Below are 17,523 nucleotides of genomic sequence, written 5' to 3'. Positions count from 1 at the left end.
ACTAACAAAGTTAATTGTATGAATGATAAGCTCTCCCATTATAAACAGCAAGTTAAGATGTTTCTAAAACAGCAACCAGGCTGGTGGATGCAATATTTCAATCGCTGTATAGACGATCAAATAACCATTAATGCAGGGTATTTAGCATACGTTACCTTGTTGTCATTGGTTCCGCTGATAGCGGTGGGTGTGGCAATCTTCTCTGCTTTTCCTGGGTTTGAATCGACCCGTTTAGCCATTGAAAGTTTTTTATTTACTAACTTTGTGCCGACTTCTTCCGATGTTATTAAAGAACATATTAGCTCGTTTGCTGGTAATGCTAATCAAATGACGGCGGTAGGTATTGGCTTTTTGGCAGCCATTGCTTTGCTACTTATTCGTAATGTAGATGCCACGCTAAACCGTATTTGGCGAGTAAAGAAAAAACGCCCAATGATGATATCCTTTGCTGTGTATTGGATGGTACTGAGCTTGGGACCTGTACTACTGGGTGCGAGTATTGGTGTCACCTCTTATATTGTGTCGTTAGTGTCGTTTGCTGATCAGGGGATCCCTGGGTTTAGTGGTTTTTTATTAAAACTACTCCCTTATGCTATTTCTATGGCTGGTTTTATCATGCTGTATACCTTAGTGCCGAATACGCGGGTTTCATTTAGGGCTGCTATTCCAGGTGCACTGTTTGCTGCAATGTTATTTGAGTTAACCAAAAAAGGCTTTGCTTTGTACATTAGCCATTTTCCATCATACGAAGTGATTTATGGTGCGGTAGCAACCATTCCTATTTTGTTTGTATGGGTATACTTGTCGTGGGTAGTAGTGCTACTAGGTGCTGAATTTACTGTGTGTATTAACATGCAACATTACAATAAAAAAGAGCAACGAGCAGAGGATAGTGAATAAATGCAAGGACTAATTCAACGGGTAACACACGCCAACGTAGCAATAGAAAAACAGATTGTTGGTGAAATTAAACAAGGCATTGTATTATTGCTGGGGGTGGAAAAAGAAGATGATGAAAGCAGCGCTGATAAACTATTACACAAAGTCACCAATTACCGTATTTTTAATGACGAAAACGATAAAATGAATCTCAGCCTTAAAGACATACAAGGCGAACTGTTAGTCGTATCGCAATTTACGCTCGCAGCCAATACAAAAAAAGGCATGCGGCCTAGCTTTTCATCGGCAGCTACACCAGACCAAGCGCAAGCGCTATATAATTACTTTGTAGAGCAGGCTAAATTACTCGGTATTAAGGTCGCGACCGGTGAATTTGCAGCCGATATGCAGGTGAGTTTATGTAACGATGGGCCGGTTACCTTTAATTTAACCGCTTAACGTGCTTTTTTTACAATCACAATATGATTCACAAATCCGGTGATCTTTTTAATACTAACTGCTTCCCCAAACACGCGCTTAAGCACAAGTTGTAGCTGTGTAAGTTGGGAGCTATGTTGCGATAAAAAGTTAATAAATAAGATGCCCCGCTGAGCAAGCGCATCATAAATTGTTTGATAAAAACATAAATCAAATAAGAATCTAGGGGCGTCTAATTCACTAAATAAATCTAAAATGACCCAGTCCATATGCTCTGCTGATTTTAAAATTGTTTGCGCATCCTCGCAATGAATCTGTTGTTGTTCACTGGGGGCAAAAAATTGTTGATAACAGTCAATAATATGGGGGCTTTTCTCTACTGAAGTAACCTGCACTTGAGGATACTGTTCTAATAAGTAATTACGAATGGCACCGCCACCTAACCCCAGTTCGAGTACTTTTTTAGGCGCAGGTAGCTGTTGCCAAGCCGTTGCTAAATAAGCAAGGTGTGGAAACAGTAATGCATGTGGTTTTGCTTTTAAAATAACAGACTGCAACGTGTTATTAATGAGTAGCCAGCGAAGTTGTTGATACTCTCTTACTTGTATGTGCTCACCATGCTGATTATGCCAATAAAGTAACTGGCCTAGCGATGAACTATGCTCAATAAAATGTTGGCTGATCAGGCCACTACTGCAATGGATATATTTATTCATGCTATTGAGCATAAACCAGCAGAGGTAAATCGCAACGGCTTTTGTCATTAATTTTTTACAGCTGTTTTCTCAGCACCAAAGTCTTATTTGCAGTTTTATCCAGATCGAGTATGGTGTTTTTCACAAAATGCACAGCGTAATATTTTACATTTTTAATTTATGGAGTATGTATGTTTCAAGTGAGCACCCCACAAAGTAGTGAAGACTGGCAAGCCTATTACCAATTACGCTGGCAGGTTTTACGTGCCCCATGGGGCGAACCTCGGGGCTCTGAGCAAGACGATTTAGAGCAAGAGGCTGAGCATCGCTTCATTAAAAATAAAGCGGGTGAAGTATTGGGTGTGGCTCGTTTGCACTTTAATAATCAGCAACAAGCTCAAGTACGTTATATGGCGGTTGCAGAGGGTAACCGTAATCAACATATTGGTAGTCGTTTATTGCACGAGCTAGAAAAAATAGCCTGGACGCAAGATGCTGATGAGCTAGTGTTATTTGCCCGTGAGCGCGCATTAGAGTTTTATAAGCGCCATGGCTATGAGCTAAAAGAAAAAGCACATTTAGCTTACGATGATGTACAGCACTTTAAAATGATTAAACAAAAACCGTCTGAGCCTGGCTGGTTCCGTCATCCTAATTGGACTCAAGTACTGCAAAACACGTGGCGTGAATCTATTCCCATTAGCGATGCAATGGGAATTAAAGTTGAAAGCTATACCGATTGGCAATTTACTACTCGTGCTGATTTAGATGCTAACTTAAACTTACATAACACAATGTTTGCGGGCTCAATTTATAGCTTGGCAACATTAACAGGCTGGGGCGCAACCTATTTAGCGCTTAAAGAGGTTGGGCTTGAAGGTAATATCGTACTCGCTGATGCCAGCATTAGGTATTTAAAGCCGCTTAATAATGATCCGCGTGGCAGTGTTGATTTAAGTGGTTGTAAAGGTAAGTTGAGCGAGCTTGAGAGTGAAGGCAAAGCTGGTTATTTAGTGCCTGTAGAGATTTATGATGGCGAAACACTTGTCGCTGAATTTGAAGGTGCGTTTAAAATTATTAAATCGTAAAAAGTAGTAGGCCAAGCATATTGCTTGGCCTTAATTTGATTAGAGTAAGTCGGTTAACAATATACCCACACCAATACGCTCTACGTGATTATTATAGTCAATCAAACTCTCGCCGTAGCCATTAAAGTATTGTGCATAGCCACGAAGTCGGCCCCAAAGAGGGAAGGACCAGTCAAGTTGAATTGCGCCGCGATTATCTGAATTTAGATTATTACGACTCATAAAACTAAATTCATTATCTTTATACCTGTATGCGCCAGAAAATTCGAAGTAGCCCATATATTTGTAAATGTCAGGGTTATCATCACCTTTTGCATCTAATATATCGTCTTTTTCACTTTCAGGAATACGATACCAAGGCTTAAAGCTGAAGACGAAACCATCATTTTCCCAAATAAAATTAGCATAAATGCGATTCCATGAACGTGAGTTTGGTTGACTGCGACCATTTGACTGATGTGATGCACCAATCGTAATAGCCATTTCATCGCCCCAAGGTACATTTTCAGGGTCTAAATAGTTTACCCAAAATATTTCCGGCTCATAGTTTGTCTCACGAAATGGAGATGAGATGTCGCGGTTATAAAGCTGCCAAAATGACGTCATGGTAAAGCCAAAATACACGGCTTGATCGTCATCAGAAAAATTATCATAAAGCGGTACTTTGATTGACAGTTGAAATTTTGCTTCAGTGTTATCTAATCGCTCACTTTCAGGTTTGTCGCTAATTTCATCAAAGTTGTTAGATGGACGGGCGTTTGGATTAGATACATAAGACAGTGGCAAAATGTAATTGCGTTTATGCGGGGTGATCACATTGCGGTTTTTTTTACTGACTTCCTCACGGGCTTTACGTTTATCAAGCGCGGTAATTTGCTTGCTCTCTTCGAGTGCTGAGCATTTATTGCGCAATTTCGCTAGAGTCATCTCGCCTGAACCGCCAATCGCCTCATTCAAAATACATTGTTTTACCAGCTCAAGATCATTGTCTTGCTCATTGGTTTTTTTGGTTGCCTCAGGTTGCGCGAATGCGGTGCTTGATAATAAAGCAGTTAATAGAATCCCATAGTGCCAAGTCATTATTATTCCTTTGATAAAACCGAATAAAGAATTGCTTCATGTTTTTTAATTCGTTTATTAAATCGGTAATGTAGTTATTTTCTAAACTATAAAATAGTTGAAAAAAATTATGTAGTATATGTACTCAACGCTGATTGTAACTCAATAGTAGTGAATTGTTACTGAACTTACGTGATTGTGGCGCTTTTTGATCATAAATACAAAGAAAAAGCGGCCTAGGCCGCTTGTTCAATGCAATATCACCTCATTTAGCTGATATTGCTCTCACGCAATGAGAAGGGATGAGCTTAGAGCTCAAATACGTTGGTAAAGAATTTGTAGAGCTCGGTACCTTGGTTCACACTTGCTGAGGCAAAATGCAAAATAGCAATTGCATCGCAATCAAGCGTTAGTGTTTGCAAAGGTTGTTCACTTAAATAGCGCTCCATTCGCAGTACTTTAGCAATGGGTTCACCGGCTTTAATATGGCCGCCCAGTGGCGCAATATATTCAACCATGCCACCCATAGGTGCATAGTAAGCAAGGTAATCATTTAAATTACAGCCGTAGCGCTTCATTACTTTTGGCTGATACGGTGCATCGATAAACACTTGCTTATGATTTAGGTAACTCAAAATGCTGTTTGCGTCATCCAGGGCTGCGCTTAAATCTATTTTTTCTTGGCTTCCCAGCTCTACCGTAAAGGCTTCAACTTGTACGTTAAAATTTCGGCCTTGCTGAGCAAGTTGCTCGCTAAGTTGCCACCATGGACAAAAGCTCGCTTCATCCATTGCGCCATCAAAGTCATTAGGGATCACTAGCACATGGGGAATATTAAAGTAACGGGCACTTTCTGTGGCATATTCAGGACAATATAAGTGCTGACTAGAAATAGGGCCAGTGTGTAAATCTAAAACAATATCAGCTTGATGCGCTAGTCTTTGTAAGTTTAGCGCTATGCGTTTACCCGTTGTTAAACGATAGTCTGGGCCATTAAGTTGCTGCTCAACATCATTAATTAACGCGGTTTTAAACGCTGTTCTTAGAGCGGTATCGTCAGCGTCGTAGTATTGCTTTGCAAACTGTGATGCAAGTTGATTATTACAGTGATACATACGATTCCAATTAGTCCCCGTAATAGGGTCGAATCGGCCAAGCGTAAATTCGCCCGATTTTTGATTACAGCCAATGGGGTTAGCGTAGGGAACTAAGGTAATATCACCTTTTAAATTAAGGTTTTTTAGCTGTTCAAGTAGCTGATAAATAACCGCGTTACCTTGTACTTCGGCGCCATGCATATTAGCTTGTATATACACACCTGGGCCTGTGCCATCGCCCTTTAAACGATAGACAGGAATGGTCAGTGGTAGGCCATTTGCCACTTCACCAACTACAATATTTTCCTGGCTTATAGCTGTGGTGTTATTCATTTTTATTACCTCAAGTAGTGGCTTGCATCTTCTGCTTGGCGAATACAGTTGATTTCGCCATGGTGTATAACATATTCACCGGCCAGTTCATGGCACAAAAAGTACGGCATACTTTCGGTAAAACCATAAGCACCGCATTGACTAAACACCAGCCAGTCATGTTCATTTAAATCGCTCGGTAATTGGTGCTCCCCTAAGCAATCCAGCGCTGTACATAAAGGTCCGTATAGGCTCATTGCTTGGTTTGCTGCGTTTGAATCACGTAATAAACGCGCAGGAAAGTCTTGATTAGTAACCGCAGGGCGCAATAAGTGATTAATACCGCCGCTCATAATTACCTGCTGTTGGCCGTAGTTTAATTTGCGCTCAACCACCGGTGTGGCGTAGTGGCCGCATTCGCCTACAGCATAGCGACCTAGTTCCATCCACAGCTCTTTAACATCCGCATCGCGTTTAATCTTTGCAAGGGCTGCTATTAATGCATCCCAGCTTAAAGTCGGGTCATTAAGGGTGTAAGGAATACCTAAACCACCACCTAAATCTAAAATATTCAGGTTTATATTTAAGTTATTAGCAAGGACTGTAAGTGGTGCAATCATTTGCGACCACAGATCTGCAAGTTTGTCGCTGCTGAGCATGTTACCCCACTGAAAAATATGTAGGCCATCAAAGCTCAATGCTGTGTAGTCTTTAGTATTTAGCGATTGCCATTCATCGTAGCCAAGCCCAAATGGGGTAAGGCTGTCGCCACCTAGTGGGTTTTTATCACCCTCGGGCCAGCGTAATTGAACACGCAGCAAAACCTGTAACTGACACTGCTGGGCAGTCGCTTGTTCGTTTAACCAACGCACCTGATTAAGACTTTCTGCCACAAAGGTGCGTACGCCACGTGCAATAAAATGTTTAATTTGTTTTGGGCTTTTAGCAGGGCCCGTGTTGAGCACGCGCTCGCTGTTAATTCCTTGGGCAAGTACTTGCTCAAGCTCGCCTTTACTGGCGACATCAAAGTTAAAACCAGCGCTATCTAAGCGTTGGATCACGCTAGATAACGGGTTCGCTTTAACCGCATACCAAAGTTTTACCTCGGTTTGTGCTACTAAACGCGTTAAATGTGTGTTCAATGAATCAAGATCATAAACAAAAAAGGGCGTATCAAGTTGGCTTGCTAGCTTATCAATAGCGCTTTTAACGGGCGTGCTCAAAAAGGTCATTAACGTAAAACCTCTTCAAGCAATAATGACGCGTCACTTTGCTCGTCCCGGTATTTAACAATTAAGGCACACGACATACTCAAGCCTTGAGCACGGGCCCAGTCGTTTGACGCAGGGCGAGAACCCGGGATCACAATCGCGTATTCAGGGATTGCTTCGCCTTTATCAAGCTGACGCTCATTAACGCAGTCATAAACAGGGATGGTTGCAGATAAGCGAACACCTGGAGCAAGTACCGCGCCTTTTTTAACTACCACGCCTTCAACAATCACACAGCCTGCACCAATGAATGCATCGTCTTCTATGACCACAGGGCTTGCGCCAATGGGCTCAAGTACCCCGCCTAATTGTACCGCGGCGCTCAAATGAACATTTTTACCCACTTGCGCACATGAGCCAACCAATGCGTGGCTATCTACCATAGTCCCCTCGTCAATAAAGGCGCCAATATTTACGTACGCAGGTGGCATAATAATAGTGCCTTTGGCAACATGTGCACCACGGCGCACACTTGAACCACCTGGCACCATGCGAACGCCTGCTGTGGCTTCAAAGCATTGCGGCGCTAGATTATGTTTATCTACAAAGCCACCAGGAAACTCCATGTTAGTGCCGTTTTTAAATGCCTCTAAAATGCCTTGCTTTACTTCTACGTTAGCGTGCCATTGGCCGTTTTCGTCTTGTGTTGCTGCGCGAACTGCGCCCGTTTCTAAATTATTTAATAGTTCTAACCAGCTCATTATAAAAACCTGTATTTAATGCCAAGATAAAATGGTGTTGTTTGCCGATGAAATGTCATCTGTGTGTGTCAGCTCAAGGTGTGTTAAAGGTGGACGTAAATGCGGACTGCTAATACGCCCTTGTAAATGCATTAACACTTTGACTGGGATAGGGTTTGCTACTGAAAATAAGCTATTGATGGCGCTAGACCACTGGACAAAAAGATTAGGGTGTTGGCCGCTTAAACTGCGCTTTACAAACTCATGGGTTTGCACTGGCCATGCATTGGCTGCAACCGACACTAAACCTTTTGCACCTGCTTGGGCAAAATAAGGCATGAGGGCATCGTCACCACTAAAAATGGCTAGTTCAGGTGCTGCTTGTCGATAGGCTTCAAATTGAGAAATACAGCCACTGGCTTCTTTGAGTGCCCATAAATTTTTATGTTGTTTGAGGTTTTCAATGGTTGTAATGGGAATGCTAACCGCACTACGTCCTGGTACGTTATAAAGCATACAAGGATGAGAACTGGCATTGAGCAGGCTTTCAAACCAATGCGTTTGCCCCACTGCACCGGGTTTGGCATACAAAGGCGAGCCGAGTAAAAAACCATGGATAGGCAGCTGGTTGCAGTAATTAACCCATTCAAGCTGTTGCTTTAAGTTACTACCGCCTACCGCAACCATAAGGGGGACACTCGGTTTTAATTGGCAGACATGCTCTACGATGGCTTGCTGCTCTTTTAGGGTCAGGGCTAACCCTTCGCCAGTGCTACCAAGTAATAAAATGCCGTTGTTAGCGGCTTCTTGTTCGGCCACCAAGGTGTCTAAGGTTGCGTAATCAACTAGGCCATTTTGATCAAATGGGGTGATCAGCGCAGTCCATAAATGGAAATTGTTAATATTGAAGTTGTTGATCATCTCTCACGAACTTATAGGGCATTCGTCGAGTTATTGGCGGGTATTTAGGGTGCCTGACTCTTTGAATGTATTTATAATTCGAAGAGCGAATGGGCTTAAATAATAGGGCGCACGGCCTTATTATACTAAGACCAGAAGCTCTCCACCAAATATGTTATTGGTGACAGTCGCTAGGATTCAACCTAGTCGCCCGAAGTAATCTTTCACAAAAAAGTGTTACCTCTCGGCGTTAATTCCCCTCACGTATGCTCAATGGAGTTTGCGCTCCTAACATACGCTACCTGAATAACGCACCTCTTCCAGCCCTTTGCACTTGCTATTGAAAAATCAATCAGCAAATACAATGTAATAGGGTAAGTGTGGCGATTAAACCACTTTAGCCGTCTAGGTGTCAAGTGACTAAATACAGAATAGTTCATCGATAATAGCAACGGTTACGTATTGGCTGCTTTTCTCGTAAACTAGTTTCATGGTCGAAGTAAGGTATTAAGTAGATGGAAAAATTTAGCGATATTTATAAGCGTGCAGTGGAGCGAAAGGGCTCTGAAAAAATGCTTAAATTGTTACTCGCAAAACCTTTATCAACAAAGCAACTCGTCACATTAAGTGATGATGATTGGCTAGAAGAATTTACTCGGAAGGTTTTTCAAAGTGGCTTTTATTGGTCGGTGATCAACAGTAAGTGGGCCGGATTTAGAGAGGTTTTTTGGGACTTTAGTGTTGAAAAGCTATTGATGATGCCACCAGACATGTTAGAACAAAAAGCCAGTGACGAACGAATTGTGCGCAATTATAAAAAAGTAAAAACCATTACTGATAATGCGTATATGATCCATGAAGTTGCAGAGCAGCACGGCAGTTTTAGTCAGTTTATTGCTAACTGGCCAAGTGAAGATATTATTGGTTTGTGGGCGTATTTAAAAAAACATGGTGCAAGGCTGGGTGGTAATACTGGTCCTTATGCACTGCGTGCCTTGGGGAAAGATACTTTTTTACTTTCAAGAGATGTAGAAAGCTATTTGCGTGCCCATAGAATTATAGATGGCGGATTACAAACTAAAAAGTCACTAAGTGCGGCGCAGGCATTCTTTAATGAACTGCAGCAGCAAAGCGGCTTAAGCATGCAAGAGCTAAGCTTAATTGTCGCTTATGGTGTAGGCGACAATCGCGTAGGTATCAGCCAAAAACAATAGGATTAAACATGAAATTAGTGCCAAGGTATACCGATATTGGTGAGGGGTTTGCTATTAGCGATCATCCAGCCAAGGTGACAGCACCACAGTTATTGTTATGGAATGAGCCCTTAGCCGAACAATTTAATATACAAGTAAATGCTGATTCTCGAGCAAATATATTCAGTGGAAATGAACCTCAAGCAGTTTCTGCAGTTGCATTAGGGTATTCGGGTCATCAGTTTGGTCATTTTTCTCCACGCTTAGGAGACGGCCGAGCGCATTTACTTGGCGCGATCAGTGATGATAAAAACCAGCTTTGGGATTTGCAATTAAAAGGCGCTGGCGCTACGCCATTCTCGCGTGGTGGAGATGGGCGCTGTGCATTAGGTCCTGCTATTCGTGAGTATGTAATGAGCGAAGCAATGCATGCGCTTGGCATTCCTACTACGCGTTGTTTAGCCGTGGTTGGTAGTGGTGAAACTGTTTATCGTAACCCGCCTCAACCTGGCGCTATTGTAACGCGACTCGCGAGTAGTCATATTCGGGTGGGCTCGTTTCAATATTTAGCCACTCAAGGTGACGTTACTAGCCTAAAAAACTTAGCCGACTTAGCCATTCAAAGACACTATCCCGAGATTAACAGCACTGGCGCTCAGCGTTATTTAGATTTTTTAGCTGCAGTGATCGCCAACCAAGTCAAATTAGTCGTAAGTTGGATGAGGGTGGGGTTTATTCATGGTGTTATGAACACCGATAACACCTTAATTAGTGGTGAAACCATAGATTACGGCCCATGTGCCATGATGAACCAGTTTGATTTTGATACCGTGTTTAGTTCTATTGATAAACAAGGGCGTTATGCGTTTGGTAATCAGCCAAACATGGCAAGTTGGAACTGTGCCCGCTTAGCAGAGAGTCTAATAGCGCTGATCAGTGACGATGACGAGCAAGCGGTGGCAATGATGACGCCTTTAATTGAGGGCTTTTCAACGCAATTTAACCAACAATTTAGCGCTATGTGGGCGCAAAAGTTAGGGTTAACAGTCGCGGATGATAAAGATAATAAGTTGGTGGGAGAGTTACTAGGGTTATTAAAACAACACCAGCTTGATTATACCAATACTTTTAATGCGTTAACTGAATCGTTAACTGGACAAGCGCAAATACCATCAGCACTCGTATCGTGGGCACAGCAATGGCAAACACGCACTAACGAGCATAGTTATAATATAATGCGACAGGCAAATCCAAGTGTGATTCCCCGTAATCATATTATTGAAGATATTATTACTCAGTACACTATGCATGGGGATAGTGAGCTACTCAGTCGTTTTAGCAAAGTGATGTCGAGCCCTTACACAAGCAATATGCAAGCTACAGAGTTTCAACAGCCGCCTGAAGATGATAAGAATTATCGTACTTTTTGTGGTACTTAAGTATTGTTTGTTGCATCTTAAAATGAATATAAAAGGTCATTTTTTACTCCTGCAATGTTCATTCATAGAGTAAACTATGAACGAGTGATACCATAACTCCATAAAGGCCAGTGATCGTGTGGGGTTTAAAGCGATTGTTTGCTTTTTGAGCTAGCCTGTGTTCATCGACATTTTTTATGAGCTAGTTTTATTATCCTAGATATTGAAAAAATATATTTGCGTTAAGCATTGATTAACAAAGACTCAGTTACTATATAAGTAAGTTAGAAGAGCTAGCAATGCTTAGCTATATTTTTATTAGAAGAGCTAGCAATGCTTAGCTATATTTTTAGTTGTTAAAATGGGAAGAAAACAATGAAATTAAAATCACTTACAATGGCTATTGCGTTAGCTGCAACTAGCGCATCTACTTTCGCAGCCGAGCAAGAAGGCTTTTACATCGGTGCATTCGGCGATTATTACGATGCTTCGTGGAAAAACATGCGTGAGCAAGCTGGCCTTGACGTTAATGAGTCAACAGGCTGGGGTGCTGAATTAGGCTACCGCTTTAATGATTACTGGAGTGCGCGTTTAGAGTACGCAGACCTAGACTTTAATGCTCACGACAAAGTATTGAACAACCGCAACGATATTGACGGCGAACGTTATGGTATCGATGCACTTTACCACTTTGGTGGCGGTCCTTTCTACGGTTTATTTGGTCTGAAAGATATTGATGTTGTTGATGACAACACGTTTTTAAACGCAGGTGTAGGTTACCGACACTTTGTTACAGACAACTTTTTTGTTAATGCTGAAACCAGTGTTTACCAAGGTTTAGATAAAGGCTACACAGATGTTGGCGCTAAATTAGGTATAAACTACTTCTTTGGTCAAAAATCGGCGCCAGTAACACCGGTTGAGCCTGCACCAGAGCCAGAAATTGTTCCTGTGCCGGTAGCACTTGCTGATACAGACAAAGACAGCATCCCTGATGTAGATGATAAATGTGCCAATACACCTATGACAGATGCTGTTGGTAGCGATGGTTGTACACTTTATGAAGATACTGAAGTAACAGTAAGCTTGTTAGTAACATTCCCTAACAATGATTCTTCAGTTTCGCAGCAGTACTTAAATGATATTGACGAAGTAGCGACTTTCTTAAAAGAGTACCCAGATACAACAGTGCTTCTTGAAGGTCATACGTCTGCAGTAGGTAAAGCGTCTTACAATAAATGGTTATCTAAAAAACGTGCTGATGCAGTAGCTAAAAAGCTAATTGCTGATGGTATTGCAGAAGATCGCATTACAACGGTAGGTTTAGGTGAAGAACGCCTTAAAAATGAAGCGAATACGGCAAAAGCGCATGCTGAAAACCGCCGCGTTGAAGCACACGTAAAATCTATTAAACGTGTAAAAGTATTACGTTAATAGTCTTATTATTGAGTAAAAACCCAGCTTAGGCTGGGTTTTTTTATGGCTGCTTAATAGGTATTCATGGGAGTTGGTTTTACTTTGTTCACTATTCATATTATTAATAATCGGTATAACTAGCTGCCTAAGTGGATGGATTTTAATCTATGCATAAAAGCTTTATAATCGGCAGATAGAATACTATAAGTATTGGGTTATGGTGTGTTTAGTAAACACCACCGAATACTTTAACGTCACCAAGAGGGCAATACTGTGCTACAAGAATATCGAAAACACGTAGAAGAACGTGCCGCGTTAGGTATCGTACCAGCGCCATTAGATGCTCAGCAGACGGCTGATCTTATTGAGCTAATTAAAACGCCACCGGCAGGTGAAGAAGAGTTCATCCTAGAACTACTGATCAACCGCGTACCACCAGGTGTTGATGATGCAGCCTACATTAAAGCAGGATTTTTAGCGGCTGTTGCTAAAGGTGAAGCTGTTTCTCCGTTGATTTCTAAAGAAAAAGCAGCTGAGTTACTAGGTACTATGCTCGGTGGCTACAATATTGCGCCAATGGTTGAACTACTTGATGACGAAGCGTTAGCGCCAATTGTAGTAAAAGGCCTTTCGAACACATTATTAATGTTTGATGCGTTCTACGATGTAGAAGAAAAAGCAAAAGCAGGTAATGCATACGCCAAGCAAATTATAGAGTCTTGGGCTGCGGCAGAATGGTTTATCAATAAGCCAGCCGTTGCTGAAAAAATCTCTGTTACGGTATTTAAAGTCACTGGCGAGACAAACACCGATGATTTATCACCAGCACCAGATGCATGGTCACGTCCTGATATTCCGCTTCATGCATTAGCCATGCTTAAAAATGAGCGTGATGGTATTAACCCTGACAAAGACGGTGAAGTAGGTCCAATCACTCAGCTTGAAGAATTAAAAACTAAAGGCTTACCACTTGCTTACGTAGGTGACGTTGTTGGTACAGGCTCTTCGCGTAAGTCTGCAACAAACTCTGTGCTTTGGTTTATGGGGGATGATATCCCATTCGTACCAAACAAGCGCGTGGGTGGTGTATGTTTAGGTAACAAGATTGCGCCTATTTTTTTCAATACAATGGAAGACTCGGGTGCGTTACCAATCGAATTAAATGTTGATGAATTCAACATGGGTGACCAAATCGACATCTACCCTTATGAAGGTGTTGTGAAACGTCATGGTACTGATGATGTGATCTCTACATTTGAACTTAAATCAGAGGTAATTTTAGACGAAGTTCGTGCTGGTGGTCGTATTCCATTGATCATTGGTCGTGGTCTTACAGACAAAGCACGTACATCATTAGGTTTAGGCGCAACTGACGTATTTAAAGTACCAGCAGTGACTGAAGTATCAGACAAAGGCTTTACGCTTGCGCAAAAAATGGTTGGTAAAGCATGTAACGTTGCCGGTATTCGCCCAGGCCAATACTGTGAACCTAAAATGACCACGGTTGGCTCGCAAGATACAACAGGTCCTATGACGCGTGATGAGCTTAAAGACTTAGCCTGTTTAGGTTTCTCTGCAGATTTAACAATGCAGTCTTTTTGTCATACATCCGCTTACCCTAAGCCAATCGATGTAAACACGCACCATACGCTTCCTGATTTTATTATGAATCGTGGCGGTGTATCGCTTCGCCCTGGTGACGGTGTAATTCACTCATGGTTAAACCGTATGTTATTACCAGATACCGTAGGTACGGGTGGTGATTCACATACACGTTTCCCATTAGGTATTTCATTCCCAGCAGGTTCGGGGGCGGTAGCGTTCGCAGCTGCAACGGGTGTAATGCCACTAGATATGCCTGAATCAATTTTGGTTCGTTTTAAAGGTGAAATGCAACCGGGTATCACTTTACGTGACCTTGTACATGCTATCCCTTACTTCGGTATTAAAGAAGGCCTATTAACGGTTGAGAAGAAAGGTAAAATCAACGAATTCTCTGGTCGCATACTAGAAATTGAAGGGGTTGAGCACTTAACGGTTGAGCAAGCGTTTGAGCTATCCGATGCATCTGCAGAGCGTTCAGCTGCTGGCTGTACTGTTAAGCTTTCTAAAGAGTCTATCAGCGAATACCTTGAGTCTAATATTGTTATGCTTAAGTGGATGATTTCTGAAGGTTACGGCGATGTACGTACGATTGAACGTCGTGTTACTGCAATGCAAGACTGGTTAGCAAACCCAGAACTAATGGAAGCGGATAAAGACGCAGAGTACAAACACGTACTTGAAATCGACCTTGCTGAGATTAAAGAGCCAGTACTGTGTGCGCCAAATGATCCTGATGATGCACGCCTACTTTCTGATGTGACAGGCGAAAAAATAGATGAAGTATTTATCGGTTCTTGTATGACTAATATTGGTCACTTCCGTGCTGCAGGTAAATTACTCGATGGCTTTAAAGGGCGTATCCCAACACAGCTTTGGGTTGCTCCACCAACGAAAATGGATAAAGACCAACTTACAGACGAAGGTTACTACGGTATTTTTGGTCGTGTTGGTGCACGTATTGAAACGCCAGGGTGTTCTCTGTGTATGGGTAACCAAGCACGTGTTGCGGACAAAGCAACGGTTGTGTCTACTTCTACACGTAACTTCCCTAACCGTTTAGGTACAGGGGCAAACGTATTCTTAGCATCAGCAGAGCTGGCAGCAGTAGCAGCAATTTTAGGCAAATTACCTACACCTACTGAGTACCAAGAATACGCAGCGAAGATCAATGCAACGGCAGCAGATACCTACCGTTACTTGAACTTTCACCGTATGCCTCAGTACACTAAAAAGGCAGACAACGTAATTATTCAGCAAGCTGTATAATTTATAGAGTGTGTTTAAAAAAACCCGCTTTGGCGGGTTTTTTATTGTCCAAATAAAATATTAGATAGTTAATGCTTCATTTGCTGCATGATTGTATTAATTTTCGTTAAAGGTCGTCATTGATATGGTTAATAAAGCAAAAAATCCTCTCTACATGCATTAAAATCCTCGGCAATATTATCATTATTATAAGCAGGATTTTATGACTACATTAAACAACCAGAACCTTCTGCAACTTCGTTTTATTAACCAAGCAAATATTGATTTGGTTAAGCCTTCTTTTGATAACCTACCTGCAAATCCGTATGCAGATGGTGAATTTCGTAAGCGTCGTTACTCGGTAATTAAATTTCAAAATGGTGAGCTAAAACTTCAAGCTGCCAAAGCGTTTGTTCAAGACGATTCTATTAATACCTTTCAGGGTAATGTTGAGCGTACTTATGAAAACTTAGAGCAGAGCTTACTTGAGTCTCAAGGTATGAAAAGCATTGTAAGTGAGTTTTGTGAGCTTACCGGCATTGATGAAGACCGTGATATTGAAATACATCAATTTAGAATGCTTGCCATTGATAGCGATACGCCTGCAGCCCCAGAAGGTGTGCATCAAGATGGGTTTGAGCATGTTTGTGTATGTGGTGTTTCACACGAAAACCTTGAGGGCGGCGAACTGCTAGTATACGAAAACAAGCAAGCTGAACCGTGTTTTAAAATGGAAATTAAAGACGGTATGTTTGCACTAATTAATGACCGTCAGGTATGGCATAACGCCACGCCAATGAACAAAATTGATGCTAACAAACCAGGTTACCTGGATTGCTTTGTACTAACTGCTTAAGAGAAATAAAATGAATTTAATGCAATTGCGCGCGCAATTTCCTGCTTTAATGCAAACCGTTGATGGTAAGTCACCAATATTTTTAGATGGCCCAGGCGGCTCTCAAGTGCCGCAGTCTGTATTAAATGCAATGACTGCTTATTTAGGGTACTACAACTCAAACTTAGGCGGTGCGTTTTTTTCAAGTGATAAAACGGTTGAGCTGATGGCGAATGCGCGTCAAGCCGCGGCTGATTTGTTAAATGCGCCCAGTGCACAAAATATTGTGTTTGGCCCTAACATGACTAGCCTGACCTTTAGCTTTAGCCGTGCTATTTCACGCGATTGGCAAGCCGGTGATGAGATTATTGTGACCAATGCTGATCATTTTTCAAATGTGTCGTCATGGCAGCAAGCCGCAGAAGATAAAGGCGCTAAGGTTCAAACCGCTTTAATTAACGAGGCTGATTGCAGCTTAGATATGGCGCATTTTGAAAGCCTATTAAACAGTAATACTAAATTAGTTGCCGTTACGTATGCCTCAAACACCACGGGATCTATTAACGACATTAAACGTATTATAGAGCTTGCTCATAATGTGGATGCGTTGGTGTATGTTGATGCGGTGCATTATGCGCCACATGAACTGATTGATGTACAAGCGTTAGGTTGCGACTTTTTAGCTTGTTCTGCATATAAGTTTTTTGGCCCGCACTTAGGCATGGTTTATGGTAAAACTGAGCACTTAGAAGGGTTTACACCTTATAAAGTAGAGCCAGCAAAAGATGTTGCACCAGGTCGTTGGGAAACCGGCACGCAAAGTTTTGAGGCACTTGCAGGCTTTATTGCGGCGGTTGATTACATAGCGGCGATTAGCAAACTTGATGACAGTCACTCACGCCGAGAAAAATTACGTGTTGCGTTTGCTAAAACAAAACAACATGAAATGGCATTGAGTGAATACTTTTTAACGCGTTTAGTTAACTACCCAAAAATTAAGTTGTTTGGTATAGACGATTTAGAGCGTTTGAGTGAGCGTACCCCTACGTTCGCACTGACCTTTGAAGGGTTAGAGCCTCGCCAAGTGTCTGAATTTTTGGGTAAACACCATGTATGTGTATGGGATGGTAATTTTTACGCCCAAGGTTTATGCAAACAACTGGGTGTGCTTGATAAGGGCGGCGTAGTTCGCATTGGTTGTATGCACTACAACACCATCGAAGAGATGGACACGCTCTTTAATTTGTTTGATGAGCTGATTTGAAGCTGTCAGCTATAGGCCGTCAGCTTTCAGTTTAATGCAAATCTGCACTTTAATTATTGTTTATTAAAGTGCAAATACTTGACAGTAGTCAGCAGTTAGTTAATTTTTGACCGCTGACCGCTGACCGC

15 protein-coding genes and 1 riboswitch are annotated in these 17,523 nt (G+C 41.9%); of the genes, 9 read left to right on the top strand and 6 right to left on the bottom strand.

The window, feature by feature from the left end; all coding sequences use genetic code 11:
• The first annotated feature begins 18 nt into the window (after positions 1-18).
• The gene (locus CWC14_RS07415; protein WP_138562143.1) at positions 19-900 is read left to right on the top strand and encodes a virulence factor BrkB family protein; all 882 of its coding nucleotides are present in this window, start codon (positions 19-21) and stop codon (positions 898-900) included.
• Positions 901-1,338, top strand: a complete 438-nt coding sequence (gene dtd / locus CWC14_RS07410; protein WP_138562141.1) for a D-aminoacyl-tRNA deacylase — start codon at positions 901-903, stop codon at positions 1,336-1,338.
• Here the strand turns inward: dtd and CWC14_RS07405 are convergent.
• Positions 1,335-2,081 (bottom strand): spermidine synthase, encoded by a 747-nt coding sequence (locus CWC14_RS07405; protein ID WP_138562139.1) that lies wholly within the window; start codon positions 2,079-2,081, stop codon positions 1,335-1,337. The genes dtd and CWC14_RS07405 overlap by 4 nt on opposite strands.
• A gap of 122 nt (positions 2,082-2,203) precedes the next feature.
• On the opposite strand from CWC14_RS07405, the gene CWC14_RS07400 reads away from it, so the two are divergent.
• The gene (locus CWC14_RS07400; protein ID WP_138562137.1) at positions 2,204-3,100 is read left to right on the top strand and encodes a bifunctional GNAT family N-acetyltransferase/hotdog fold thioesterase; all 897 of its coding nucleotides are present in this window, start codon (positions 2,204-2,206) and stop codon (positions 3,098-3,100) included.
• Between the two features lie 39 nt (positions 3,101-3,139).
• On the opposite strand, the gene CWC14_RS07395 is transcribed toward CWC14_RS07400, so the two are convergent.
• The 5 genes from CWC14_RS07395 to dapA all read right to left on the bottom strand — a co-directional run bounded on the left by CWC14_RS07395 (position 3,140) and on the right by dapA (position 8,440).
• Entirely contained in the window at positions 3,140-4,180 is a 1,041-nt protein-coding gene (locus CWC14_RS07395; RefSeq protein WP_138562135.1) for a phospholipase A, read from the bottom strand.
• A 287-nt stretch (positions 4,181-4,467) separates the two neighbouring features.
• Positions 4,468-5,589 carry a succinylglutamate desuccinylase/aspartoacylase family protein gene (locus CWC14_RS07390; RefSeq protein ID WP_138562133.1) on the bottom strand — a complete coding sequence of 374 codons (1,122 nt, stop codon included), beginning with the start codon at positions 5,587-5,589 and terminating at the stop codon, positions 4,468-4,470.
• A gap of 5 nt (positions 5,590-5,594) precedes the next feature.
• Positions 5,595-6,800, bottom strand: a complete 1,206-nt coding sequence (locus CWC14_RS07385; protein ID WP_138562131.1) for a PLP-dependent decarboxylase — start codon at positions 6,798-6,800, stop codon at positions 5,595-5,597.
• Entirely contained in the window at positions 6,800-7,540 is a 741-nt protein-coding gene (locus CWC14_RS07380; RefSeq protein ID WP_109875684.1) for a 2,3,4,5-tetrahydropyridine-2,6-dicarboxylate N-succinyltransferase, read from the bottom strand. The genes CWC14_RS07385 and CWC14_RS07380 overlap by 1 nt, the downstream gene beginning before the upstream one ends.
• Positions 7,541-7,555: 15 nt before the next feature.
• Positions 7,556-8,440, bottom strand: a complete 885-nt coding sequence (gene dapA / locus CWC14_RS07375; protein WP_138562129.1) for a 4-hydroxy-tetrahydrodipicolinate synthase — start codon at positions 8,438-8,440, stop codon at positions 7,556-7,558.
• A gap of 127 nt (positions 8,441-8,567) precedes the next feature.
• Positions 8,568-8,747: riboswitch (Lysine riboswitch) on the bottom strand.
• Positions 8,748-8,934: 187 nt separating this feature from the next.
• On the opposite strand from dapA, the gene CWC14_RS07370 reads away from it, so the two are divergent.
• The 6 genes from CWC14_RS07370 (at position 8,935) to CWC14_RS07345 (ending at position 17,395) form a co-directional block, all read left to right on the top strand.
• On the top strand, positions 8,935-9,633 hold the full coding sequence (locus tag CWC14_RS07370) for a DNA-3-methyladenine glycosylase I (protein ID WP_069440230.1): 699 nt from the start codon (positions 8,935-8,937) through the stop codon (positions 9,631-9,633).
• Between the two features lie 8 nt (positions 9,634-9,641).
• On the top strand, positions 9,642-11,051 hold the full coding sequence (locus tag CWC14_RS07365; protein ID WP_069440231.1) for a protein adenylyltransferase SelO: 1,410 nt from the start codon (positions 9,642-9,644) through the stop codon (positions 11,049-11,051).
• 354 nt (positions 11,052-11,405) lie between these two features.
• Positions 11,406-12,464 (top strand): OmpA family protein, encoded by a 1,059-nt coding sequence (locus tag CWC14_RS07360; RefSeq protein ID WP_069440232.1) that lies wholly within the window; start codon positions 11,406-11,408, stop codon positions 12,462-12,464.
• A gap of 255 nt (positions 12,465-12,719) precedes the next feature.
• On the top strand, positions 12,720-15,317 hold the full coding sequence (gene acnB / locus CWC14_RS07355) for a bifunctional aconitate hydratase 2/2-methylisocitrate dehydratase (protein ID WP_069440233.1): 2,598 nt from the start codon (positions 12,720-12,722) through the stop codon (positions 15,315-15,317).
• A gap of 202 nt (positions 15,318-15,519) precedes the next feature.
• On the top strand, positions 15,520-16,152 hold the full coding sequence (locus CWC14_RS07350) for a 2OG-Fe dioxygenase family protein (protein WP_036980968.1): 633 nt from the start codon (positions 15,520-15,522) through the stop codon (positions 16,150-16,152).
• A 10-nt stretch (positions 16,153-16,162) separates the two neighbouring features.
• Positions 16,163-17,395, top strand: a complete 1,233-nt coding sequence (locus CWC14_RS07345; protein ID WP_138562127.1) for a cysteine desulfurase-like protein — start codon at positions 16,163-16,165, stop codon at positions 17,393-17,395.
• Positions 17,396-17,523: the final 128 nt, after the last annotated feature.

This window comes from Pseudoalteromonas sp. S3260, from assembly GCF_005886925.1.
Lineage (GTDB): Bacteria > Pseudomonadota > Gammaproteobacteria > Enterobacterales > Alteromonadaceae > Pseudoalteromonas > Pseudoalteromonas tetraodonis.
This window is presented reverse-complemented; position numbering and strand designations above follow the sequence as displayed.

Bases quoted from the DNA above. Each gene is read 5' to 3' on its own strand.
- CWC14_RS07415 (WP_138562143.1), top strand. From the start codon at position 19: ATGAATGATAAGCTCTCCCATTATAAACAGCAAGTTAAGATGTTTCTA.
- dtd (WP_138562141.1), top strand. From the start codon at position 901: ATGCAAGGACTAATTCAACGGGTAACACACGCCAACGTAGCAATAGAA.
- CWC14_RS07405 (WP_138562139.1), bottom strand. From the start codon at position 2,081: ATGACAAAAGCCGTTGCGATTTACCTCTGCTGGTTTATGCTCAATAGC.
- CWC14_RS07400 (WP_138562137.1), top strand. From the start codon at position 2,204: ATGTTTCAAGTGAGCACCCCACAAAGTAGTGAAGACTGGCAAGCCTAT.
- CWC14_RS07395 (WP_138562135.1), bottom strand. From the start codon at position 4,180: ATGACTTGGCACTATGGGATTCTATTAACTGCTTTATTATCAAGCACC.
- CWC14_RS07390 (WP_138562133.1), bottom strand. From the start codon at position 5,589: ATGAATAACACCACAGCTATAAGCCAGGAAAATATTGTAGTTGGTGAA.
- CWC14_RS07385 (WP_138562131.1), bottom strand. From the start codon at position 6,800: ATGACCTTTTTGAGCACGCCCGTTAAAAGCGCTATTGATAAGCTAGCA.
- CWC14_RS07380 (WP_109875684.1), bottom strand. From the start codon at position 7,540: ATGAGCTGGTTAGAACTATTAAATAATTTAGAAACGGGCGCAGTTCGC.
- dapA (WP_138562129.1), bottom strand. From the start codon at position 8,440: ATGATCAACAACTTCAATATTAACAATTTCCATTTATGGACTGCGCTG.
- CWC14_RS07370 (WP_069440230.1), top strand. From the start codon at position 8,935: ATGGAAAAATTTAGCGATATTTATAAGCGTGCAGTGGAGCGAAAGGGC.
- CWC14_RS07365 (WP_069440231.1), top strand. From the start codon at position 9,642: ATGAAATTAGTGCCAAGGTATACCGATATTGGTGAGGGGTTTGCTATT.
- CWC14_RS07360 (WP_069440232.1), top strand. From the start codon at position 11,406: ATGAAATTAAAATCACTTACAATGGCTATTGCGTTAGCTGCAACTAGC.
- CWC14_RS07350 (WP_036980968.1), top strand. From the start codon at position 15,520: ATGACTACATTAAACAACCAGAACCTTCTGCAACTTCGTTTTATTAAC.
- CWC14_RS07345 (WP_138562127.1), top strand. From the start codon at position 16,163: ATGAATTTAATGCAATTGCGCGCGCAATTTCCTGCTTTAATGCAAACC.